Genomic DNA, 22,392 nt, shown 5'->3' with positions numbered 1-22,392 from the left:
CTCGCGTCAGTCGTCCTTGGGCACGGTCTGAGTGCCCGACGCCAGATCGCCAGTACCGGAGCCGACATCGGGCGTGCCCGACCCCACGTCCGGCGTGCCGGATCCGATATCGGGCGTGCCGGAACCGATGTCGGGTGTGCCGCTCGCCGGTGGCGGCGGGGGAGGAGGCGGCGGATCCGGGTAAAGGATGGGATCGGGACCGACCGGATTCATCCAGCCGAGCGCGACTTCCGGTACGGATGTATCAGTGATCACGGGCGGCGTGCTTGTGTCCGGGTTGCCGGGTTCGTTTTCGGGCTGGGACGTCATGACTGGCTGAACTCCCTGCTGCAGATCCCCTTAAGATTGCGGGATCAGCGTGGCACACCTCGAACGGGCGGGTGTTGACGTACATCAAGCCGGCCTGCCGTCGTTGGCGGAAACGGAGCGAAAATCGCGCTCTCCTGTCGCCGTCTGTGGCAGGAGTCGCCCTGGGCACAATTTGATACACTCTTCATCTTGCAAGCGCGTTGCGCCGCTAGAATAGTTCGCACCTGCGGTATTTGCGTCCGCGAAGCAATCCAGTCCGCGCCGGAATGCCTATAGGGCATGAGGACGCGCGCAAGAGAGCATTCGAGTGGAAAAGAGTGTCATGCTGAAATCGGTCGACGAGGCGAACCGCACTCCCAGGGGCGAGGTGGCGTTCGAGCGCCCGGCAGACCGCCCCCGCTCGGCCCGCCGCACCGGCATCCTGGCCGTCAAGCTTGCGTTGCAGGCGGCCATCGCGCTGGCGATCCTTCTGGCCGCCTATGTCGGCATGAACCGGCTGATCCTCGCCAAGGACCCGGTGCCGGTGCGCCCGGCCCGGGAGACCTCCTATATCGTCCAGACCATGCCGGTGGAGGTGCGTGACCACGCGCCGATGCTCTCCCTCTATGGCGAGGTGACGGCGGCACGCACCGCCGAATTGCGCGCCCTGGTGGCGGGCGAGATCGTCCGCGTCAACCCGGCGCTGGAGGCCGGCGCCATCATTTCCGCCGGCGAGGACCTTGTCGCCGTCGATCCCTTCCAGTACCAGGGCGCGGTCACCGAGGCGCGCGCCAATCTTGCCGAGGCCCGCGCCGCCCTTGTCGAGGCGCGGGGCCGCGTTTCCACCGAGGAAGGCAATGTCGAGCGCGCCCGCGAGCAGCTCGAGTTCGCCGAGCGTGACCTGCAGCGGGCCGAGCAGTTGATGGGCTCGGGCGCCGTCACCGAGCGCGCCGTCGACGAGCGCCGCCTGCTGGTGTCCCAGCGCGGCCAGGCGCTCGAGCAGCGCCGCTATGCGCTCGATGTCGAGAAGGCCCGCGTCGAGCAGCAGCAGGCCGCCATCGAGCGCCTGCAATGGCGCCTGTCGCAGGCCGAGAAACACCTTGCCGACACCGTGCTGAAGGCACCCTTCGACGCCGTGGTGCGCTCCGAGAATGCCGCGATCGGCCGGCTCGTCGGCGTCAACGACGTGGTCGCGACCCTTTATGCGCGCGACGCGCTGGAGGTTCGCTTCACTCTCTCCGATAATCAGTATGGCCGCATCCTGGCCGACAGCGGCACCGTCGTCGGCCGTCCCGTCGAGGTGCTGTGGTATATCGGCGGCGAGCCGGTCGCCTATCGCGGCGAGATCCGCCGGGTCGGCGCCGAGGTGGCGCTGGCGCGCGGCGGCATCGATGTCTATGCCAGCGTCGAGGTGGAGGAGGGGCAGCCGGCGCTGCGGCCCGGCGCCTTCGTCGAACTGCGCCTTGCCGACCGCACCTATCCGGCCTCGGCGCGCATACCGGAAGGAGCCATCTACGGCACCGACCATGTCTTCGTGGTCGATGCCGACAACCGCACCCGCCGCCGCGACGTGCGCCTGCTGGCCTTCGACGGCACGCATGTGATCGTGTCGGGCGAGCTTGCCACCGGAGACCGACTTGTCTCGACCCGGCTGGACAAGGCGGGCGAGGGGCTTCTCGTTTCCGAACCGCGCCAGCGCGGCGCCAACAGGGGCGGCTGAGCCATGCGTGATACCGGCTTCGTTCCGCGCGGCATCATCGGCCATTTCCTGCGCCATCCCAATGCCGCCAACCTGGTCATGGTGCTGATGATCCTGTTCGGCGCCTTCGGCCTTGCCCGGCTGAACGCCGAGTTCTTCCCGCAGATCGTCATCGACCGCATCTCAGTCTCCGTCTCCTGGCCGGGGGCCAGCGCCGAGGACGTGGAGAAGAACATCCTCCAGGCCATCGAGCCGGAACTGCGTTTCCTCGACAATGTCGATGAGATGATCTCCTACGCCCGCGAAGGTTCGGGAACGATCCGCCTCGAATTCCTCAAGGGCGCCGACATGCAGAAGGCGATGTCGGACATCGAGCAGGCGGTCGCCGGCGTCACCACGCTTCCCGAGGATGCTGAGCGGCCGGTCATTTCCCTGTCCAACTGGTTCGACCGGGTCGCCCGCGTCGCGCTGCGCGGGCCGTTCAGCGAGGAGGCGCTGAAGGCCTTCGCCCGCCAGATCCGCGACGATCTGATCGACCGCGGCATCGACAAGGTCTCCTTCAACGGCTTTCGCGACACCGAATATGTGATCAAGGTGCCGGAGCGCGAGCTGCGCCGCCTCGACATGACGCTTGCCGACATTTCCGAGCGCGTGGCCGCTAACACCCGGGACCTTCCGTCCGGCGACCTGCAGGGCGGGGTCGAGCGGCAGGTGAGGGCGGTCGCCGACACCACCTCGCCGGAGGCGATCAGCCGCATCGTCGTCAAGTCCTTCCCGACCGGCGAGAAGACCCAGCTCCGCGATGTCGGCGAGGTGTCGCGCGGCTATGACCGCACCCAGGTCATCGGCTATTCCGACGGCATGCGCGCGGTGGAGATCAATGTCGAGCGCTCGGCCCGCGCCGACCAGTTGAAGGTCAACGCCATTCTCGACCGCTACCTGGCCGAGATCGCGCCGCAGCTTCCCGCCTCGCTGGAACTGGTCAAGTACGAGGTCCGCGCCGAGGCGCTCACCGACCGCATCATGATCCTGGTGCAGAACGGCATCTCCGGCCTTTTCGTCGTGGTGATCGTGCTGTTCGCGTTCCTCAACGGCCGCATCGCCCTGTGGGTGGCGGCCGGTATTCCGGTCGCGATGATGGCAACGCTCGGCTTCATGTGGATGTCCGGGCAGACCATCAACATGTTCTCGCTGTTCGCGCTGATCATGACGCTCGGCATCATCGTCGACGACGCCATCGTCGTCGGCGAGCACACCGCCACCCGCATCGCCATGGGCGACAGCCCCTATCTGGCGGCGGAGGAGGGCGCCGGGCGCATGCTCTGGCCGATCATCGCCGCCTCGACCACCACCATCGCCGCGTTCATGCCGATCACCTTGATGGGCGACACGATCGGCCAGCTCATGGGCGTGCTGCCGCTGGTCGTCGTTGCGGTGATCGCCGCCAGCATCATCGAGTGCTTCTTCGTCCTGCCGGGGCATCTTGCCCATTCGCTGGCACGCCCGCCGTCATGGAACTGGTGGCGGGTGGTGCTGCTGGCCGGCGTGCCGGGCCTGTTCGTCATCGGCCTTGCCGGGCGCGAGGACATCACCGTGCCGGTCTGGCTCGACTGGCTCGCCGTTCCGGCCCGTGGCGGCCGCGAGGCGCTCAGTGAGATCGTCTTCGATGTGGCCGTGCTGGTGGCGCTGTTCCTGGTGGCCTCGGCGCTGGAATTCCTGCTGCTGCTGATGCGCCGGGCGCGCAAGCAGCGGACCTTCGACGAGCAGCCCGGCTGGTTTCGGCGCAATTTCGACGCGGGCTTCGGCTGGTTCCGCGACGTGCCGTTCCGTGCGTTCGTGCGCTCGGCCTATGGCTGGCGCTATGTCACCGTCGCCATTGCCGTGGCGATGCTGCTGCTGACCGCCGGCCTGATGCGCGGCAACCATGTCGGCTTCCGCTTCTTCCCCTCGCCCGAGGCGGAAAACATCCGCGCCACCATCGATTTCGTCGCCGGCATTTCCGTCGAGGATGCGGAAAAGGCCTTGCTGCGCATCGATGGCGCCCTGCGCGAGGCCGAGACACGGCTGACGGCCGACAATGGCGAGACGCTGGTCGTCGCCTCCTATGCAACGCTCGGCCAGTCCGGCAACAGCCGCGGCAACAATGTCGCCAGCATCGACGTGCAGCTCACCACCTCCGAGCAGCGGACGATCCGCACCCCGGAGATCGTCCAGGCCTGGCGGCGTGCCATTCCCGAGATCGCCGGCACCAAGCGTGTCGCCGTCTTCGAACGGCGCGGCGGCCCTCCCGGGCGCGATCTCGACATCCGTCTCGTCGGCGACGACACGCGGGCGCTGAAGGAAGCCTCGCTGGAGCTGCAGGAACTGCTCACCTCCTATCCTGGTGTCGATGGCGTCGCCGATGACCTGCCCTATGGCAAGCCCGAACTGGTGATCGAACTCAGCCCGCGCGGCAAGGCGCTCGGCTTCACCGTGGAGAATGCAGCCCGCCAGATCCGCTCGGCCCTCGAAGGCTCGATCCCGCGGCGCTTTGCCCGTGGCGAGGAGGAGATCACCATCCGCGTCATGCAGGAGGTGGCGCTTGGCGGCGGTGCCCTGCGCGAGCTGTCGCTGCGGGCTCCGAGCGGCGAGTTCGTGCCCTTGAGCGAGGTGGTGACGCTGGACGAGCGCGAGAGCTTCTCGGTGATCCAGCGCCGCGACGGGCGCGTCACCGTCTCCGTCTCGGCCGATGTCGATGCGGATGTCACCTCCAACATCGAGATCGTCCGCGACCTTGAGACCGGCAAGATGCAGGAACTCGCCGGCAAGCACGGTGTCGGATACCGCTATTCCGGCCGCGAGGAGGAGCGTCGCGCCGCCTTCTCCGACCTGCAACTCGGCATGGTCGCCGCCCTGTCGATGATCTATCTGATCCTGGCCGCGATCTTCGCCAGCTATTTCAAGCCGCTGGCGGTGATGTCGATCATCCCCTTCGGCGTCGTCGGGGCGGTCTCGGGCCACTACCTGATGGGCTACGACCTGACCATCCTCAGCTTCGTCGGTCTGCTCGGCCTGTCGGGCATCCTGGTCAACAACTCGATCATCCTGGTCGACCGGTTCGAGGATCATATCAAGGATGGACGCAGCATCGCCGAGGCGGCGGTCGCCTCCGCCCAGGACCGTCTGCGCGCGGTGCTGCTGACCTCGCTGACGACGATCGGCGGCCTCGCGCCGCTGCTGTTCGAGACCAGCCTGCAGGCCCGTTTCCTAATGCCGATGACCATCACCATCGTCTTCGGCCTGGCCACCGCCACGCTTCTCGTGCTGGTGCTGGTGCCGGCGCTGATCGGTATCGGCGACGATTTGCGGCGGATGGTCAGCGTGCAGCGCGACCCGCATCGCGATGGCGGTGGCGACACCGGCCGCTCCGGCCCGCCGGCGCAGGTGCCGGCGGAATAGGCGGCCGCATTTTCAAGCGGGCGCACAGCGCCGCGTCGTGAAAATGCGGCAGGGAAAAAGGCGCGTCGGCCCTACGCATTCGCGAGCCGTCTTGCGAAGTCGGCAGCGGCTTGCGCGGCCAATGCGAGATTGCCGTCCCAGGTGGCCGGCGACGCCCCGCGCGGGGCAAGATCGTGGTTGCCATCCTCCAGCCAGACAAGCTCGACATGGGCCGGCAGGCTGACCTCGGCGAGCTCAGCGGCATTGCCGAAGCCGTCGCGGTCGCCCTGCGCGATCAGCACCGGCCGGCGCGCGCCTTCCAGCGGGGCCATCCGCCAGTCGTCCGGCTTGCCCTGCGGATGGAAGGGATAGCCGAGGCAGACGACGCCCAAGACCCGTTTCGGCAGCGAGCCGCCGGCGGCCAGCATGGCGGCGACGCGCCCGCCCATCGACTTGCCACCGACCAGAACCGGACCCTCGACGCTCTTCAGCACCTCCTGCAGCGCGGTCTGGTACTCTCCGACCAGCAGATCTGCCTTGGGCGGCGGCCGCTTCGCCCCGCCGTTGCGCCGTCCCGCCATATAGGCGAACTCGAAGCGGGCGACGGCAAGGCCGGCCGCCGCATGCCCGGCGAAGCGGTTCATGAAGCCGGAATCCATCGCCGCGCCGGCGCCATGGGCCAGCAGCAGCGTCGCCGCGCGCGGTGTATCACCTTGCGGGAGGGTCCAGAGTAGCTCGGTCATCCGTGGCCCTTGGTCGCGATCTGTTGATTGAGGTTCGGTCGCTCCTGTCTCACGGGATGGAGTAGGGTGCAAGCGCCGTTCTCAACCGGCGAAGAAAGATGAGGAGCCAATGAGCGAGGCAACCGTCAGGCTGCTGCTGTTTCTCGGCGTCTTCGCCGTCATGGCGGGGGTCGAACTGGTGTTGCCGCGCCGCGAGCGGCTGTTCTCGCGGGCCCGCCGCTGGACCACCAACCTTGCCATCGTCGGCACCGACACGCTCGTCCTGCGCATCGTCTTCCCGATGGCCGCCGTCGGCGTCGCGCTGTGGGCGAGCGAGCGTGAACTCGGGCTCTTTCCCGCGCTCGGCCTGCCGCTGTGGCTGGCCGGTTTGCTCGGCTTCATCCTGCTGGACTTCGCCGTCTGGGCCGCACATTGGGCCTCGCACAAGGTCCCGCTGCTGTGGCGCCTCCACCGGATGCACCACGCCGACCGCGATTTTGACGTGACCACGGCGCTTCGCTTCCATCCGCTGGAAATCATCCTCTCGATGCTGTGGAAGGCGGCGATCGTCCTCGTCTTCGGCATTCCGGCGGTTGCCGTGCTGGTTTTCGAGGTGGTGCTGAACGGCGCGGCCATGTTCAACCACGCCAATGTTCGCCTGCCGCTGGCGCTGGACCGCTGGTTGCGGTTGCTGGTCGTCACGCCGGATATGCACCGGGTCCACCATTCGGTGATCCGGACGGAGACGGATTCCAACTACGGCTTCAACCTGTCCGTCTGGGACCGGCTGTTCCGCACCTATGTCGACCAGCCGGCCGACGGGCACGAGGCGATGGTGATCGGCCTCGACGAATACCAGCACGACGGGCCGACCCGCTATCTGTGGTCGCTCGCCCTGCCGTTCACGCGCCTTTATCCCGACAGCGGCCTGCGGCCCCGGATATCCCGGCCGGCGGCGGAGCCCGAACCGTGCCGCGAGGCGCCGCCCCGCGATGCCGCTCAGTAGAAGCTGACGGGGAAGTAGCGCAGGTACAGTTCGCCATAGACGCCCTTCACCTGCAGCCGATAGAGCGCGTGGTTCACCGCCTCCTGCCGCAGCGCGTCCTCTTTGCGGAAGGCGATGGTCATGCCGCGGTCGAAATAGCCCGGCTCGATCCACGGCTCGCCGACGAAGGCGCAGCAGTCTCCCGAGGTCTTGCCGTTCAGCCAGAACGACAGGGATAGCCCGTCGCCGAAATGCACCACCGCTTCCTCGGTGCCGAGCGCCGCGCGCGCTTCCGTTGCGCTGTCGAACGGGAGGATCTGCGCATCGGAAAAATAGGCGCGCAGAAAGCGCTCGTGCACCGTGCCGGCGACGACGGAGATCTTGCGTCCCGCCAGCGCCTCCGGCGTTGTTTCGATCTCGACGTCCTGCAGCGCCACGAACCGCGCCGGCAGGCCGATATAGGGATCGGAAAACAGCAGCGTCTTGACGTTGGCCGGGTTCATGGCGAGGCCGGAGATGACGGCGTCGCCCTCCTCGCGCACCAGGGCCGGCACCAGGGCGTCGAAGGACTTGATGCGCAGAGAGCAGGCCGCGTCTAGTTCCTCGCAGATCGCCCGCGCCAGGTCGATGTTGAAGCCGGTCAGCCGCCCCGTCCCGTCGCGAAACGAGAAGGGTGGGAAATCGTCGCTGGCAAGGAAGCGGATCGTCTCTGGCGGCACCGCCGGCCGGTCGCCGCCGCTGCGCGGATCCCAGAAATTCGGCACGGTGACCGTAGGAGGCCCGTCCTGCGCCGCGGCCGGGCAGGCGAAAGGTCCGGCGAAAAGGGCGAATCCTGCAACCGAAATGAAAGCAAAGGTTGCAATTCTCAAGGTCCTGCTATCAAATCGCATCACTGTCTTGGCCGTTTGTCGGGGGGCGAACCGCAATGAAGACCAGAGGCTTGCGCCTCCACCGTGCCGCGCCGCCGGCCTGTCCGTCGCCGCTGCGCTCTCCGGCGGGCCATGGCGCGCCCGCATGCCGTCGTCTCCGCTCTCTCATGCCTGCCTGTTGACGGGCCTGCACCTTGGTGGCCGACGGGCAGTTTCCCGATCCCGCGCTTCCTCAGGTCGCCCGCGCCGCCGCGATCCTATCACATCGATCCGTGTCCGCGTCCAGCCATCCGTTGCGCGTGGTCAGACCTCGGCCCTCCGCTTCGCCGAGCCTGGTCGGCCAGATCGTTCGGGCTCTGCCGGCCTCGGCGCGGGCGCTCCCGGAGGAGCTCGAGCTGTTGCGCGGACGCGGCCTTGCCGATGCGCATATGGTGGCGCTCGCCCGCCGGGTCGGTCCGCGCGAAGGCGCATTGGCGCGGCTGCTGATGGAGGAGGGGCTGGTGGCGCCCGAGGCCTATTACGCCGCGCTCGCCCAGTCGCTCGGTCTTCCTTTCCTGCCACGGGGCAGTTTCCGAGCGGATGCGCAGCTTGAGCTTCTGCCGCCGCCCGGCTTTTCCGGCCCGCTCTTCTGCGGGCGCACGCCGTCCGGCGAGCGGCTGGCGGTGTTCGCGCCGCTGCCCGAGACCGTGCCGGCGATCCGCGCCCTGCTGGCGCGGACCCCGTCCTTGCGGACCCGGCTGGCCATTGCCACGCCGGCGGCGCTCGATCTGGCTGCCCGCGCCGCCGTGCCCGGCCTGCGGCTGGCGAGCGAGCGGCCCGAGGTCAGCGCCCGCGCGGTGCTGACGCGCGGACAGATCGCCGTCGCCGGCCTTGCCTTTGCCGCCTTCTGCCTCGGGCGGCTGCTCAGCGTCGAGGCGCTGGTCATCTTCGTGTCGGTGCTGGTGACGTTGCTCGGCATGCTGCTCGGCGCACTGCGGCTTGCCGCCGGCCTCAGCCAGACGCCGAGCCCACGCCCCAGGCGCCTGCTGCCGCCGGGCCGGCTGCCGCGTTACTCCGTGCTGGTGCCGCTCTACCGCGAGGCGCGGGTGGCGGCGAGCCTGGTCCGCCATCTGGAGGCACTCGACTATCCGCGCGATCGGCTGGAGATCCTGTTCCTGCTGGAGGAGGACGACAGCGAGACCCGCGCTGCGCTGGAGCCGCACCTGGCGCCCTGTATGCGCGTGCTGACGGTGGCCGGCGCGGGGCCGCGCACCAAGCCGCGCGCGCTCGTCCATGGCCTTGACCATGCGCGCGGCGAACTGATCGCCATCTATGATGGAGAAGACCGGCCGGAGCCGGACCAGTTGCTGTTGGCCGCTGCCCGCTTCGCCGAACTGCCGCCCACCGTCGCGGTGCTGCAGGGGCATCTGGCGATCGACCATCGCGGCCATCGCTTCTTTCCGCGCCAGTTCCTGCTGGAATATGCCGGTCTCTTCGACTGCCAGTTGCCCTGGTTCTCGGCGCGCGGCCTGCCGTTTCCGCTCGGCGGCACGTCGAACCACTTCCGCCGCGCGGCGCTGGAGGCGGTGGGAGGCTGGGACCCCTACAACGTCACCGAGGACGCCGACCTTGCCGTGCGGTTGGTGCGCGCCGGCTGGTCGATGCAGGTGCTTGCCTCCACCACTTTCGAAGAGGTGCCGCTTGCCTGGCGCGCCTGGCACGGCCAGCGCAGCCGCTGGCTCAAAGGCTGGCTGCAGACCCTGCTGGTGACGCTGCGCGACCCCTTCCGCCTTGCCGGCGAGGTGCGGTGCACGCGCCTTGCGGTGCTGCTCGTCTACCTGCTGGCGATGGTGGTGACGCTGGCCGCTCACCCGTTCTTCGTCGCCATCCTGCTGCTCTACGGCTCGGGCATTGCCGGCCTGCTGCCGCGCTTCGACGTGCTCGGCGGCGTGGTGCTGACGCTGGCCGGCGCCAGTGTCGCACTCTGCTATGCCAGCATGACGCTGCTGGCGATCGCCGGGGCGGCGGCCCGCTCGCGCCTGCCCTCGCTGCTCGACCTGCTGCTCATCCCGGCCTATTGGCTGGCCCAGAGCTGCGCCTTCTATGCCGCCGTCGTCGACCTGGTGCGCCGGCCGCATCGCTGGCAGAAGACCGAGCACGGCCTTGCCCGTCGCCCCTCCGGCCTGCCGGGCGTTCAAAGCGGCGGCAAAACCCACTAACCTGACTTTTCGTTTCCCTCGTGATTCCCGACTGGTGCGCGACGTGTCGTCCTTTTCCTTCGTTCATGCGGCGGACCTGCATCTCGGCAGCCCCCTGACCGGGCTCGCCCTGCGCGACCCCGCCATCGCCCGGCGCTTCGGCGAGGCGACCCGCACCGCGCTGTCCACCCTCGTCACCCGCACCATCGAGGCGGGGGCGGCCTTCATGGTCATCGCCGGCGACGTCTATGACGGCGAGTGGCGCGACAATTCCGTCGGCCTGTTCTTCGCTCGCGAGATGGCGCGGCTGCAGCGCGCCGGCATTCCGGTCTTCATCCTGCGCGGCAATCACGACGCCGAAAGCGTCGTCACCCGCGCCGTTACCCTGCCGGACAACGTCACGAGCTTCGGCACCCGCCGTCCGCAGACGCATGTGCTGGCGGACCTGCGCGTCGCCCTGCACGGCCAGAGCTTCCCCGACCGGCAGGTCGGCGAGAACCTCGCCGCCGCCTATCCAGCGCCGCTGCCGGGTCATTTCAACATCGGCGTGCTGCACACCTCGCTGACGGGCCGCCCGCCTCATGCCGACTACGCGCCCTGTTCCCTCGCTGATCTTGCCGCGCGCGGCTACGGCTACTGGGCGCTCGGTCATGTCCATGCCTTCGAGGTGGTGAGCGAAGACCCGCCGGTGGTCTTTCCCGGCAACATCCAGGGCCGCTCGATCCGCGAGACCGGCGAGAAGGGCGCCGTGCTGGTCACGGTCACCGACGGCGAGGTGTCCGGCATCGAGCGAATGATCGTCGACGAAGCGCGCTGGGCGCGCGTCGAGATTGCGGCCGGCGGGGCGGAGGATCTCGCCTCCCTCGTCGCTGCGGCCCGCGAGGCGCTGCGCCCGCATGTGGCGGCGGCCGAAGGGCGCCCGCTCGCCCTGCGCCTGCGGCTTTCCGGCGAGAGCCCGCTCCATGGCTGGGCACTCGCCAACCGGGCGCTGCTGATCGACGAGATGCAGAACGCCTGCCATCAGGCCGATGCCGAGGCCTGGCTGGAGAAGCTGGAACTGGACCTCGCCCCGCCCGCCGATGCCCGCCCGGTCGTGCCGCTCGATCCCTCGCTCGACCTTGCCGCGCTGCTTGCCGAGGCGGCCGAGGATCCGGCCTTTCGCGAGGAGGCGGCCGGCCAGGTCGCCCTGCTCGTCAACAAGCTGCCTGCCGGCCTGGTCGATCCGGCCGCTCCCTTTGGCGAGGAACTCGACACGCTGGTCGCCGAGGCGCGGGCGCTGCTCGCCGAGCGCATCGCGGCAGGGAGCTGAGCGCCATGCGGATCGAGCGGCTGCACCTCTTGCGCTACGGAAGCCTGACCGACCGGGAGCTGTGCTTTCGCCCCGGCGCCGGCCTGCATCTCGTCTACGGTCCCAACGAGGCCGGCAAGAGCTCGGCGCTCGCCGCCATCTGCGACCTGCTGTTCGGCTTCAGCGAGAAGCGGCGAGCGGCGGACGGCGCGGAGGAGCGGCGCTACGATTTCCTGCATGAGGCGCCGAGCCTGCGCGTTTGCGCAACGCTCGTCGATGCGCGCGGCACCCGCCTGTCCCTGCGCCGACGCAAGGGCCGCAAGAACACCCTGCTCGCCGACGACGAGGGCGAGGCGCCGCTCTCCGACGATGCCTTGGCGCCCTTTCTCGGCGGGCTGACGCGCGAGGTGTTCCAGCTCGCCTTCGGGCTCGATTCCGCGCGCCTGCGCGAGGGCGGGCGCCTGCTGCTGGCCGGCGACGGCGAGGGCGGCGAGATCTTCGCCGCCGCCTCGGGCCTGCACGGGCTCAATGCCCTGCGTGCCGATCTCGACCGCGAGGCGGACGGCCTGTTCGCCCCGCGCGCCTCCGGCAGCCGGAAGATCTATCAGGTGCTTGAGCGTCATAACGCCGCCCGCCGCGAGGAGCGCGAGCGCCAGTTGCGCGAGGGCGAATGGAAGGCGCTCAACACGGCGGTCGAGACGGCGAGCGAGGCACTGGCCGGGGCCGAGGCGCGGCTCAGCAACGCCCATGCCCGCCGCGAGCGCCTTGCCCGTCTGGTCAGTCTCAAGCCGCTGCTTGCCAGGATCGAGGTGAGCGAGGCCCGCCTTGCCGCCTTTGCCGATCTGGCCGGCGTGCCCCGTGGTCTTGCCCGGCGGTTGGAGGAGGCGCTTGCCGCCGCAGCCATGACAGCCGAGGCGCAGCGCGAGGCGGCCCGCCGCCTGCGGGAGGCGGAAGAGCTGGCGCGCGGCATTGCGGTCGATCGCCCGCTCATCGAGGCCGCGGCCGAGGTCACCGCGCTGCATGCCGAGATCGGCGCCTTCCGTCAGCGCCAGCGCGACATTCCGCGCGTGACGCGCGAGGCGCGCGACCTGAGCGATGCGCTCAGCGCCCAGTTGCGCCGTCTCGGCCTTGCCCTGGAGCCGCAGGACAGCGAGGCGATCCGCGCCCGCCAGCCCACCGACGCGGCCCTTGCCGATCTCGCCGCGCGCCTTGCCGAGGGTGAGGAGCTGCGGCGCGAGCGAGCCGACCTCGCCGCCATGCTGGAGGAGGAGCGCGCGGCCTTCGAGCGCCTGTCCGCCGGAGCCGGGGAGGGGCCGCCCGCTGATCCGGCGCCCTTGCGTGCCCGGCTGGCCGCGCTTGCCCCGCAGATCCGCCTGCTGGAGGAGCGCGACCGGCTGCTGCCCGAGCGCCAGCGCCTGGCTCGCCGGCTGGCCGAGGCCGCCGCGCGGCTGACCCCGCCGGTCGCCGATCCGGAAGGCCTTGCCGCCGCGCCGCTGCCCAGCCTCGAGCTCATTGGCGAGCATCGTCTCCGCTTCGAGGAGATCGGCGAGGCGCTGCGCCGCCATCGCGAGCAGGAGGCCGTGTGGGCGGAGGACCTTGCCCGCCTCGATGCCGCCATAGCCGAAAGCGAGCGCGGCGGCGACATGCCCTCGCGCGCCCGCATCGATGCCGCGCGGCGCGAGCGCGACGAGGCGCTTGCGCAGGTCCCGGATGGCGGCAAGCCTGCTCTGGAGGCGGCGCAGCCCTTGCTGCGCGAGGCGGACCACCTCGCCGACCGGGCCATTGCCGAGGCCGACCGCGTCTCGCGCCATGCGGCGGACGTCGCCCGGCGCGAAGCGTTGCTGGCGCGCCGCGCCGAGGCCGCACCGGTCGGCGCGCAGCTCTCCGCCAATCTCGCCGCCGCCAAGGAGGCCTGGGCCGCGCTGTTCGCGCCGCTGGCGCTGGCGCCGGCCGGCCCCACCGCCATGACCGACTGGCGAAAGTCGGTCGAGCGCTGGCTGGAGCAGCGCGAGGAACTGGCCGATCTCGTCTCCAGGATCGACGACCTGGAGACCCGCTCCACCCGTGCCGTGCCGGGCCTTGCCGCCCTTGCCGGCGAATTGGGGTTGGCCGTGGCGGCACCCGGCGATCCGGCGGGCGACGGGCTTGCCCTGCTGCGGCTTGTCGAGGGCGAGTTGGAGCGCCGGGCGGACGCGTTCCAGCAGGGCCGCGCGCTGGCCGCCCGTCTCGGCGATGCCGCGGCGCGCCTCGACCGCTTGACCCGCGAGACCGCCGCCGCCGACGAGGCGCTTGCGACCTGGCGGCAGGGCTTCGATGCGGCGCTTGCCGGCGTGGGTCTCGATCCCGGCGCCTCGCCGGAGGCGGCCGGCGCCGCGCTGGAGGTCTGGCGCGCCCTGCCGGCCGCGCTCACCGAGCGCGACAAGCTCGCCCGCCGGGTGCGCGGCATGCAGCGCGACAACGAGGCATTCTCGACTGCGGCCCTCGACCTGCTGCACCGTGTCGCCCCGAGCCTTGCCGAGGGTGCGGCGGGCGAGGAGACCGACCGGCTGGTCGAGGCGTTGCAGCGCCGCCTGGCCGAGGAACGCGCAGCGCTGACCCGCGCGGAAGGGGCAGGCGAGGCGCTCGCCCGGGCCCGTACCGAACTCGCCAGGGCCGACGAGCGGCAGGCGGGCGCAGCAACGCAGCTTTCCGACCTGTGCGGCGACCTTCCCGAGGCGCTGCGGGCGGGCGACATGACCTTGCTCGCTGCCCGTCTGGCGGAGCGCGACGGCCTTGCCGCCACGCTCGACGAGGCGCTGGCGCTGTTTGCCGAGATCGCCGCCGGCGAGCCGCGCGAGGCGATCGCCGAAGAGCTGGCGGATCTCGATGACGGCGCCGCCCAGGCCGGGCTGGAGCGGCTTGCCGGCGAGATCGAGGCGCTGACCGCCGGCATGAAGGAGGCGCTCGCCGCCCTCCATGCGGCGGTTGCCGAGCGCGAGCGGGCGGAGGCTGGGGAGGGGGCCGAGCGTGCCGCCTTCGAGCGGCTTGCCGCCGAGGCGGAGCTGCAGGACCTCGGCCGCCAGTGGCTCGTCACCCGGCTCGCCTCGCTGCTGCTGTCCGCCGGGCTGGAGCGGCACCGCGCCCGCCAGGACGATCCGCTGCTGGAACATGCCGGCCGGCTGTTCGCCGATCTCACCTCCGGCTCCTTCGACGGGCTGACCCGCCGCTTCGGCGAGGACGATCGGGCGGAGCTGCTGGCGCGGCGCCCGGAGGGCGCCACCGTCGGCCTCGTCGGCTTGAGCGACGGCACCTGCGACCAGCTCTATCTGGCGCTGCGCCTTGCGTTTCTCGCTGACTACGCGAAGCGGGCGGAGGCCGTGCCCTTCATCGGCGACGACCTGTTCCAGACCTTCGACGACGTGCGCACCGCCGCCGGCCTGCGCACGCTGGCGGGCCTTTCGCAGACGCTGCAGCCGATCCTCTTCACCCACCATGCCGGCGTCGTCGACATCGCCCGGCGCGAACTCGGCGAGCGGCTCGACCTGCTGGAGATGTGACCCCGGAGATGTGAAAGGCGCTTCCAGCGTGTTGCCAGCGGCCGCGCGATCCGGCATGGCTTGCCGCATGATCGCACGTTCCCACCTGGAAACCCGCCATGCGCCTTGAGCGCTTCGACACCGTCATTCTCGGGGCCGGCGCCGCCGGTATGATGTGCGCCGCCCATGCCGGCGCGCGGGGCGGGCGCGTGCTCGTCGTCGACCACGCCAAGGCGCCGGGCGAGAAGATCCGCATTTCCGGTGGCGGGCGCTGCAACTTCACCAATCTCGGAGCATCCGCCCGTAACTTCCTGTCCGATAACCCACATTTCGCCAAGTCCGCGCTCGGGCGCTACACCGCCCGCGATTTCCTGGCGCTGGTCGAGCGCCACCGGATTGCCTGGCACGAGAAGACGCTGGGTCAGCTCTTTTGCGACAATTCTGCCAATGATATCATAGCGTTGCTGCGCTCGGAGATGGGCGCGGCCGGCGCCGAGCTGCGGCTGTCGACGACGCTGGAGGAACTGGAGCGCGGGGACAACGGCTTCCGCGTCACGCTGGGCGGCGAGGGCGCGGCGACTGTCGCCTGCCGCCAGTTCGTCGTCGCCTGCGGGGGTAAGTCGATCCCCAAGATGGGCGCGACCGGCCTTGGCTACCGCATCGCTGAGCGCTTCGGCCTTGCCGTCACAGAGACCCGGCCTGCTTTGGTGCCGCTGACCTTCGCCGAAGACATGCTGGCGGGCTTCCGCGAGATCGCCGGCGTCGCGGCGCCCGTGCGCGTCTCCTTCGGCAAGACCTCGTTCGACGAGGCGATGCTGTTCACCCATCGCGGCCTGTCCGGCCCGGCGATCCTGCAGATTTCGTCCTACTGGCGCGAGGGCCAGCCGATCCGCATCGCCTTCCTGCCGGACCGCGAACTTTTGGCCGAACTGCGCACCTCGCGCCAGGACAACGGCCGCCGCAGCCTTGCCAATGCGCTCGCCGAGATCCTGCCGAAGCGCCTCGCCGGCTACATGGCCGCCCGCCACGGCTGGACGGGCCAGATGGGCGAGACCGGCGACCGCAAGCTTGCCGCCATCGCCGCGACGCTGCAGGGCTTCGAGGTGATGCCGCTCGGCAGCGAGGGTTACCGCACGGCGGAGGTGACGCTCGGCGGCGTCGACACGGCCGGCCTCAATTCGAAAACCCTGGAGGCGAAGGCTGTTCCCGGCCTTTATTTCATCGGCGAGGTGGTCGACGTCACCGGCTGGCTCGGCGGGTATAACTTCCAGTGGGCCTGGTCGTCGGGCTGGGCCGCCGGCACGGCGATCGCCGAAAAGGGCCTCTAGCCAGCGCGCCCGACCGAAGCTCAGGCGAGCAGGGCGGCAAGGCCTTCGTGGGTGCGGCCCGGCGCGATCTGGTGGATCTCGGCGCTGACGACGCCCTCCTTGACGAACGGGTCCGCGGCAACGCGCACTTCGAGCGCCTCGCGGGGCTCGCCGCGGGCGAGAACCGCGCCCCCGATACCCGGCACCAGGCTGCCGGCGAGCAGGAAGACGCCGTCCTCGAAGCCCTGGCGGATCCAGGCGTTGTGCCCGTCCATGTGGCGGGGCGCCTCCGCCCGGTTGGCGGCGAATTTCAAGAACACGACGAACATGGCTTTCTCCCTGTAAAAGTGAGACCGATCAGGCGCTTGCCGGCACGGTGCGGTCGAGCCAGCGGGTGAGACCCTCGACTTCCCGGTCGACGAAAGCCGCGTCACCGAGGGCATTGGCAAGGGTCGCTATCCCCTGGCTGCGGGCGATCAGATGCAGCGCCAGACGGTCGGCATCCGGGCCAAGGCCGAGCGCGGTGAACTGGCGCGCCAGCCAGTCGCGGAACAGGGCGAAGAGACGGCCGGCATCGCTCAGCGCCGGATGGTCGATCTTGGCAAGCTCTGCGGTCAGCGTGCCGACCGGGCAGCCGTGGCGCAGGATCTTCGCCCGGTTGGCGATCAGGATGCGGATGAAGCAGCGGATGCGCGCCGGCGGACTGTCGCCGGCCTCGCTCTCCCAGGCCACTAGGAGAGCGCGCGTTGCCTCCAGCCGCCGGTCGATCACAGCAACGAGGATTTCGTCTTTCGTCTTGAAATGATGGTAGAAATTGCCGCGTGAAATGCCGACCGCCGCCGCGATATCGGCAAACGAGGTGTGCTCGAACCCCTGCTGGTAAAACAGCCGGTCGGCCTCGCCGACGATCTGGTCACGGGTCGCGCGCGCCATCTCCCACACCCTTCCTCTGGTTGCTGCCCGGACAGGGAATAGTGCCTGTCTGGGACGATTGTCCTAATGCTGATTTAGGACGAGCGTCCCAATCCTGTCAAGCGGGGACAACTGGGATGGCGGGGGACGGGCGAAGGAAGGACGTGCGGCAAAGCGGCGCGAAACGCCCGAAACGGCGGCGCGGCGGCAGGAATCTCCGGCTAACCAACTGAAAACAGGCGTATTTTTGTCGCTACGGAAAATTGAGAAATTTTGCGCGGAATTTTGCAAAATCCCGTCTCAAAAAGCCCGAAAATTGCGACGGGCGTCGCAAACGCTCCGAAATTGGCCGGTCGCCCGAAATCGGCAGGGCAAGCCGAGGCGTTGGTCAGGAGAGGGACCGGGTACCCGGCCCGGCCGCCCGCCCGCCGACCGGACCGCCTGCCGGGCGGAGAGGGGAGGCCGAGAGGAGAGGGCCGGATTGTTATCCCCGGCCCGGTTTTTCATGAGAGAGTCTGGGGTGCAGGAACGGCCCGGCCGCGACCCCGAGACCGGCTCGACCGGCTGGCCTAAGCACGAGGCTTGGCAACAGGCGCGCTAGATATTAACAGAGTTCCATGAGCCAATTCACGTCCAACATGACCAAGGCTGCCCATCGAAATTGGAATGCTGCTGAGCGCCTCAGGAATGCAGCAGCTCCCGACCGCACGACCGCGGGCTATCTTTATGGGATTGCTGCAGAGTGTGCGATCAAAGCATTGTACCGTGAAATCCCTTGGACCACTGATAGTAAAGACGGGCCCGTCTACGCCCATTTTCCTATTCTCAAAACCAAACTCCGTGACGCTATTTCAGGGCGTGTAGCTGCACAGTTTACGAGGTTTACCGATCCGCATTACATGGAAGGCTGGGCTATCGACATCCGCTATAGCGACGGCACGCGTCCTGACGCAGCAACTCTGGACCGTTGGCGCTCTCACGCAGACGAAGCTCGGGCGGCCTTGCCATGAAGTACCCCATTCGTTTCGATGACAGCCTCCCGCAACTCGTCGCGAGCCTCAATGCCGCGTATGTTGGAGATCTGGCCGCCGCAGCCCCTATCGTGATCCGGGACTTTGAGGGGCGCCTGGGGGTCATTCTGGACGTCGCTCCTGCCGCAGATCTTGACCATTTGAACAGTGCGATTGCAGAGCGCCTTGGCCCCTATGCGCGGCCCGAAGATCCGGTGCGCGGGCGCGACGCGCCGGGCGTCTCCCGGATCATCGACGAGGCCCATGCCGCACCCGTTCTGACAATCAACGGACTGAAAATCCGACTTCTCGACCGCCGTATTGTCGGTGCGGATTGGATGGCGCGCCCTGTGCTCAAGCCAGGAAAGATCCCGCGGATTGCATTTGTCAGCATCAAGGGCGGCGTGGGCCGCTCCACTGCCCTTTCTATCGCGGCGACGCATCTGGCCCAGGCAGGCTTGCGGGTGCTCACTGTGGATCTCGACCTCGAAGCTCCAGGGCTCGGTGCAACGCTCTTGAAGCCAGAAGAACTACCCACTTACGGTGTCGTAGATTGGCTTGTCGAGAATGGGATATCCGGTACTGACAATACGTTTCGCGCCGATTGCATTGGCAAGTCTTCGCTTTTGGACGGCATCTCCGTCGTGCCCGCCTTTGGCAGCCAAACCATGGCACATCCAGCCGATGCGCTTGCCAAGATCGCCCGGGCAAGCTTGGAAGACATCCGCGATGGCGCGCCCGTTCCCCTTCGCGTTCAACTGCAAGAAATGCTTGAGAGTTTTGAGGCAACCGGCGACTATGATGTGGTGTTGATCGACGGGCGTGCTGGCCTGCATGAAACCACGGCGGCTCCGGTCCTTGGGCTCGGGGCGAAAGTGCTTCTTTTTGGCATAAATGAGCCGCAGACCTTCCAAGGCTACGCCTTGCTCTTGGCCCACATCCGCGAACGCCTTCCCGGGGGGGAGGCCTGGGAAGAGAACGCATGGTTCGTACAGGCCAAGGCGGATCCTGCGGACGAGAAGATCGCTCAGGAGCGTTTCAACGCTCTCTGGAACATGGATGAGGGTTCGCTCGCACAGCCCGAAAAGCTCGGGCCGGACGATCTGGATCTGGTCTGGGCGGACAGTGACGCGCCGGCCCCCCTGCCCAAGGAGCCGGTGCCCGTGCTGCGCATTCTCAATGACGAGCGCTACCGCAGCTTTAATCCGGTTGAGAACCGCGTCCAGCTCGATGAACGGCTCGTGCGCTCGACCTTTGGAGACCTTCTGGATTGGCTCGACGAGCAGATGGATTTGCCCAAATGAGCGTTCGCCAAAGGTCTCACCCTCCAAAACCAGAGGACATCACCGCTATCCGTGAGGCCATAGCGCGGTTTGACCCTAGCGCGTCGACGACGATTGTCGGAGCGGACAAGGCCAAGCTGCGGGACGTCTTCGCGCCCATGGCACATAGTAAAGCGCTCGATCCGGCGACCACGCTTGTTCTGGGCGCACGGGGGGCCGGTAAGAGCTTTTGGGCGAGTGTGCTCTATAACAAGGAAACCAGAGAACTCGCCTCCGAGCTCTACCCGCGCTTGGGCCTCGACAGGCTCCAGGTCCAGATCGGATTTGGCGGTGTGAGCCGCGCGGGCGTGTCGAAGGGCGAAATTGACCAGTACGTGCCAAATGGCCGAGAAAAGGTCGCTGCAGATCGCTTTTGGCAAGCCGTGATTGTACGCGCGGCAATAGCCGTAACTGAGCCTAATACAAGGTTCAATATCAGGGAAATGCTTAACCGTTTTGCGGATCCCGAGGATTGGGCCGAAATCATGGCGGAGGTTGATGACGTCCTTACCAATCGGGGCGAGACTCTCCTCATCGTCTTTGATGCGCTCGATGCAATCTCGGAGGATTGGGGACGGCTTAGTGCGCTTATCGACGCTCTGATGCGTGCCGTTTGGGAATTACGCGGGTTCAATGCGATCCGGGCCAAGCTCTTTATGCGTCCGGACCAGTTGAGCGAGCTCACGTTAAGATTTGTGGAACTGCCCAAGCTCCGCAGCGGCGCGGCGAAACTCGGGTGGAGGCAGTCAGATCTCTACGGGCTGATGTTTGCGAGATTGGCCTTTGATGAGGATGCCAGCGAAGCCTTCGCTCGGTTCCTCAAATCCTGTGGCTTGGGTACGCCGCCAGAAAAACAAGAGAAGCTGCGGACTTGGAAGCTGTCCAACGATGAGACAGAGCAGCAAAAGCTTTTCGAGTCCATGGCGGGCCAATTCATGGGCGCAGGACCGCGAAAGGGGAAAACCTTCGACTGGCCATATAACCATCTGGCAGATGGTCTCGGAGATGTTACCCCGCGCAGCTTTCTCATCCTGATGCAAAACGCTGCGGAACGGTCCCAATCCCGAGATGCGGGCGCTCTCGTCCTTATGCCGCAAACGATTCGCGATGGGCTCCGGGAAGCCTCGAAAGTCCGCATCGAACAGCTCAACACGGAATATCCCTGGATCAAGCGGGTTCTGCAACCGCTCGCGGGTCTACGGGTGCCAGCAGAGCCACAGGTGTTCTTCGACGCTTGGATAGAGAACGCGACAGTGGCAGCTGCCGTGAAAATTGCGACAAGAGAGAATGCTCTTCCACCTGTGCTGATCGCTTCTTCTCGGAAGTCTGATCTATCGGATAGAGAGCGCGACCTCGCCGAGCGCCTAACCAAGATGGGCGTCCTTACGAGCCGTCCAGACGGGCGCTACGACATGCCCGATCTCTTCCGTATCGGCGCATCGCTTCTGAAAAAAGGCGGTGTGACGCCCAAAATCTAAGGCGCTTTAAGGTGCTTCTCTTTTACCGGAAACTCGCTCGGTTCAGGATCGCCCACCGGCTGACCAAGGATTGCCTAGTAAACACTCACTGTCTTGTAGATTCTGCATCGTAGAAATGCTCGGATCAGCGATCCGTATCTTAGTATGCGATGAAGGGTCACCCCATCCGCGCCTCAGCACACTATCCCCGCGCGCAAATTCCGCGAGCAAATATCACCACCCGCACCTCACCCCACTGCGCCACTCGCGCGGGCGGGCGATCTGCAAAAACATCCGGGGGGAGGGCGTGGAGCGGGTGAAGGGAATCGAACCCTCGTCTGGAGCTTGGGAAGCTCTCGCTCTACCATTGAGCTACACCCGCATCGCGGGTTCTATATCGACGCGGGGCAGGCAAGCTGTCAAGCGCCTCGCGGGCGGCTGTTGACGGCTCTCCCGCGAAATTGCTTTCTCCTTGATTTTGCGCTGCCGATGACCCCTTCTCGTGCCGGCCGGCGCGGGCGCCGGACGGGCCCGGCCGGCTTGGCGAAGGCGCCAGGACGGTATCGGGGAAGGTATCGGGCCCCTGCAACGTGTTGGAGAGTGAAGACATGCGTGAACGGCTCAAGGCCCTGGTCCAGTCGCGCCGCTGGGAAGCGGCGATCATCTCGCTGATCATCCTCAACGCGGTGACGCTGGGCCTGGAAACCAGCGAGCGGGCGGTCGCCGCGGTCGGCCCGCTGCTCTCCGCCTTCGACACGCTGATCCTGACGGTCTTCACCATCGAGATCGCCCTGCGGATCATCGCGCATGGGCCGGCCTTCTTCCGCGATCCCTGGAGCCTCTTCGACTTCGCCATCGTCGCCATCGCCCTGACGCCCTCCAGCGGCGCCTTCTCGGTGCTGCGCGCCCTGCGCATCCTGCGCGTGCTGCGCCTGATCTCGGTGGTGCCGTCGCTGCGCCGGGTGGTCGGCGGCCTCGTCGCGGCGCTGCCGGGAATGGGCTCGATCGTGCTGCTGCTCGGGCTCGTCTTCTATGTCTTCGCGGTGATGACGACGAAGCTCTACGGCGCCTCCTTCCCCGAATGGTTCGGCACCATCGGCCGCTCGTTCTACACCCTGTTCCAGGTGATGACGCTGGAAAGCTGGTCGATGGGCATCGTCCGGCCGGTGATGGAAGTCTATCCGCTGTCCTGGCTGCTGTTCGTGCCCTTCATCCTGTGCACCGCCTTCACCGTGCTGAACCTTTTTATCGGCGTCATCGTCTCGGCGATGCAGCAGGAGCATGAGCACACCGCCGAGGCCGACCGCCAGGCGATCCACGACGAGACCGGGCTGGTGCTGGCCGAGGTGCGGGCGCTGCGGGAAGAGGTGCGCGAGCTGCGCGGGCGCCTCGCCGAGCGCTGAGCGGGTGGTTCAGGCGGGCGT

The 22,392-nt window shown here is 67.9% G+C and carries 16 protein-coding genes and 1 tRNA gene; 11 read left to right on the top strand and 6 right to left on the bottom strand.

Features of this window, described 5'->3' with window-relative positions; genetic code table 11:
- Positions 1 to 6: 6 nt before the first annotated feature.
- Positions 7 to 309: a hypothetical protein gene (locus tag TSB10GB4_RS05645; RefSeq protein ID WP_186394930.1), complete on the bottom strand. Its 303-nt coding sequence runs from the start codon at positions 307 to 309 to the stop codon at positions 7 to 9.
- 307 nt (positions 310 to 616) lie between these two features.
- Here TSB10GB4_RS05645 and TSB10GB4_RS05640 point away from each other — a divergent pair, with 307 nt between their 5' ends.
- Complete coding sequence (locus tag TSB10GB4_RS05640) at positions 617 to 2,008, top strand: efflux RND transporter periplasmic adaptor subunit (protein WP_186394929.1); 1,392 nt, start codon at positions 617 to 619, stop codon at positions 2,006 to 2,008.
- A 3-nt stretch (positions 2,009 to 2,011) separates the two neighbouring features.
- Positions 2,012 to 5,425, top strand: a complete 3,414-nt coding sequence (locus tag TSB10GB4_RS05635; RefSeq protein WP_186394928.1) for an efflux RND transporter permease subunit — start codon at positions 2,012 to 2,014, stop codon at positions 5,423 to 5,425.
- A gap of 71 nt (positions 5,426 to 5,496) precedes the next feature.
- Here the strand turns inward: TSB10GB4_RS05635 and TSB10GB4_RS05630 are convergent, their stop codons facing one another.
- Positions 5,497 to 6,147 carry an alpha/beta family hydrolase gene (locus tag TSB10GB4_RS05630; RefSeq protein ID WP_186394927.1) on the bottom strand — a complete coding sequence of 217 codons (651 nt, stop codon included), beginning with the start codon at positions 6,145 to 6,147 and terminating at the stop codon, positions 5,497 to 5,499.
- Between the two features lie 109 nt (positions 6,148 to 6,256).
- On the opposite strand from TSB10GB4_RS05630, the gene TSB10GB4_RS05625 reads away from it, so the two are divergent.
- Positions 6,257 to 7,132 (top strand): sterol desaturase family protein, encoded by an 876-nt coding sequence (locus tag TSB10GB4_RS05625; protein WP_186394926.1) that lies wholly within the window; start codon positions 6,257 to 6,259, stop codon positions 7,130 to 7,132.
- On the opposite strand, the gene TSB10GB4_RS05620 is transcribed toward TSB10GB4_RS05625, so the two are convergent.
- Entirely contained in the window at positions 7,126 to 7,875 is a 750-nt protein-coding gene (locus TSB10GB4_RS05620) for a transporter substrate-binding domain-containing protein (RefSeq protein ID WP_208984469.1), read from the bottom strand. The genes TSB10GB4_RS05625 and TSB10GB4_RS05620 overlap by 7 nt on opposite strands.
- Before the next feature lie 503 nt (positions 7,876 to 8,378).
- Between TSB10GB4_RS05620 and TSB10GB4_RS05615 the strand changes: the two genes are divergently transcribed.
- The 4 genes from TSB10GB4_RS05615 to TSB10GB4_RS05600 all read left to right on the top strand — a co-directional run bounded on the left by TSB10GB4_RS05615 (position 8,379) and on the right by TSB10GB4_RS05600 (position 16,288).
- Positions 8,379 to 10,178, top strand: coding sequence for a glycosyltransferase family 2 protein (locus TSB10GB4_RS05615; protein WP_186394924.1), 1,800 nt, complete (start codon positions 8,379 to 8,381; stop codon positions 10,176 to 10,178).
- 43 nt (positions 10,179 to 10,221) lie between these two features.
- A complete protein-coding gene (locus tag TSB10GB4_RS05610) occupies positions 10,222 to 11,466 on the top strand; it encodes a DNA repair exonuclease (protein ID WP_186394923.1) in 1,245 nt (414 codons plus the stop codon).
- 5 nt (positions 11,467 to 11,471) lie between these two features.
- A complete protein-coding gene (locus TSB10GB4_RS05605; protein WP_186394922.1) occupies positions 11,472 to 14,981 on the top strand; it encodes a YhaN family protein in 3,510 nt (1,169 codons plus the stop codon).
- 98 nt (positions 14,982 to 15,079) lie between these two features.
- A complete protein-coding gene (locus tag TSB10GB4_RS05600) occupies positions 15,080 to 16,288 on the top strand; it encodes an NAD(P)/FAD-dependent oxidoreductase (RefSeq protein ID WP_186394921.1) in 1,209 nt (402 codons plus the stop codon).
- A gap of 20 nt (positions 16,289 to 16,308) precedes the next feature.
- On the opposite strand, the gene TSB10GB4_RS05595 is transcribed toward TSB10GB4_RS05600, so the two are convergent.
- Together TSB10GB4_RS05595 and TSB10GB4_RS05590 are read right to left on the bottom strand one after the other, a co-directional pair.
- Positions 16,309 to 16,596, bottom strand: a complete 288-nt coding sequence (locus tag TSB10GB4_RS05595) for a YciI family protein (protein ID WP_186394920.1) — start codon at positions 16,594 to 16,596, stop codon at positions 16,309 to 16,311.
- 28 nt (positions 16,597 to 16,624) lie between these two features.
- The gene (locus tag TSB10GB4_RS05590; protein ID WP_186394919.1) at positions 16,625 to 17,200 is read right to left on the bottom strand and encodes a TetR/AcrR family transcriptional regulator; all 576 of its coding nucleotides are present in this window, start codon (positions 17,198 to 17,200) and stop codon (positions 16,625 to 16,627) included.
- Between the two features lie 596 nt (positions 17,201 to 17,796).
- On the opposite strand from TSB10GB4_RS05590, the gene TSB10GB4_RS05585 reads away from it, so the two are divergent.
- From TSB10GB4_RS05585 to TSB10GB4_RS05575, 3 genes are read left to right on the top strand one after another with little or no spacing between them, the layout of a single operon-like run.
- Positions 17,797 to 18,189, top strand: a complete 393-nt coding sequence (locus tag TSB10GB4_RS05585) for a hypothetical protein (RefSeq protein WP_186394918.1) — start codon at positions 17,797 to 17,799, stop codon at positions 18,187 to 18,189.
- Positions 18,186 to 19,493 carry a KGGVGR-motif variant AAA ATPase gene (locus TSB10GB4_RS05580; protein ID WP_186394917.1) on the top strand — a complete coding sequence of 436 codons (1,308 nt, stop codon included), beginning with the start codon at positions 18,186 to 18,188 and terminating at the stop codon, positions 19,491 to 19,493. The genes TSB10GB4_RS05585 and TSB10GB4_RS05580 overlap by 4 nt, the downstream gene beginning before the upstream one ends.
- Positions 19,490 to 20,989, top strand: a complete 1,500-nt coding sequence (locus TSB10GB4_RS05575) for a hypothetical protein (RefSeq protein ID WP_186394916.1) — start codon at positions 19,490 to 19,492, stop codon at positions 20,987 to 20,989. The genes TSB10GB4_RS05580 and TSB10GB4_RS05575 overlap by 4 nt, the downstream gene beginning before the upstream one ends.
- A 287-nt stretch (positions 20,990 to 21,276) precedes the next feature.
- Here TSB10GB4_RS05575 and TSB10GB4_RS05570 read toward each other — a convergent pair.
- A tRNA-Gly gene (locus TSB10GB4_RS05570) sits at positions 21,277 to 21,350 on the bottom strand.
- Between the two features lie 226 nt (positions 21,351 to 21,576).
- On the opposite strand from TSB10GB4_RS05570, the gene TSB10GB4_RS05565 reads away from it, so the two are divergent.
- The gene (locus TSB10GB4_RS05565; RefSeq protein ID WP_186394915.1) at positions 21,577 to 22,371 is read left to right on the top strand and encodes an ion transporter; all 795 of its coding nucleotides are present in this window, start codon (positions 21,577 to 21,579) and stop codon (positions 22,369 to 22,371) included.
- The last annotated feature ends 21 nt before the right edge of the window (positions 22,372 to 22,392 follow it).

The sequence above is a fragment of the Stappia sp. TSB10GB4 genome (assembly GCF_900185745.1).
Taxonomy (GTDB): domain Bacteria; phylum Pseudomonadota; class Alphaproteobacteria; order Rhizobiales; family Stappiaceae; genus Stappia.
This window is presented reverse-complemented; position numbering and strand designations above follow the sequence as displayed.

What these genes read in the sequence shown, in the direction of transcription:
- TSB10GB4_RS05630 (WP_186394927.1), bottom strand. Translation starts at nt 6,147, where the DNA reads ATGACCGAGCTACTCTGGACCCTCCCGCAAGGTGATACACCGCGCGCG.
- TSB10GB4_RS05605 (WP_186394922.1), top strand. Translation starts at nt 11,472, where the DNA reads ATGCGGATCGAGCGGCTGCACCTCTTGCGCTACGGAAGCCTGACCGAC.
- TSB10GB4_RS05565 (WP_186394915.1), top strand. Translation starts at nt 21,577, where the DNA reads ATGCGTGAACGGCTCAAGGCCCTGGTCCAGTCGCGCCGCTGGGAAGCG.
- TSB10GB4_RS05600 (WP_186394921.1), top strand. Translation starts at nt 15,080, where the DNA reads ATGCGCCTTGAGCGCTTCGACACCGTCATTCTCGGGGCCGGCGCCGCC.
- TSB10GB4_RS05575 (WP_186394916.1), top strand. Translation starts at nt 19,490, where the DNA reads ATGAGCGTTCGCCAAAGGTCTCACCCTCCAAAACCAGAGGACATCACC.
- TSB10GB4_RS05590 (WP_186394919.1), bottom strand. Translation starts at nt 17,200, where the DNA reads ATGGCGCGCGCGACCCGTGACCAGATCGTCGGCGAGGCCGACCGGCTG.
- TSB10GB4_RS05585 (WP_186394918.1), top strand. Translation starts at nt 17,797, where the DNA reads ATGAGCCAATTCACGTCCAACATGACCAAGGCTGCCCATCGAAATTGG.
- TSB10GB4_RS05580 (WP_186394917.1), top strand. Translation starts at nt 18,186, where the DNA reads ATGAAGTACCCCATTCGTTTCGATGACAGCCTCCCGCAACTCGTCGCG.
- TSB10GB4_RS05625 (WP_186394926.1), top strand. Translation starts at nt 6,257, where the DNA reads ATGAGCGAGGCAACCGTCAGGCTGCTGCTGTTTCTCGGCGTCTTCGCC.
- TSB10GB4_RS05635 (WP_186394928.1), top strand. Translation starts at nt 2,012, where the DNA reads ATGCGTGATACCGGCTTCGTTCCGCGCGGCATCATCGGCCATTTCCTG.
- TSB10GB4_RS05645 (WP_186394930.1), bottom strand. Translation starts at nt 309, where the DNA reads ATGACGTCCCAGCCCGAAAACGAACCCGGCAACCCGGACACAAGCACG.
- TSB10GB4_RS05595 (WP_186394920.1), bottom strand. Translation starts at nt 16,596, where the DNA reads ATGTTCGTCGTGTTCTTGAAATTCGCCGCCAACCGGGCGGAGGCGCCC.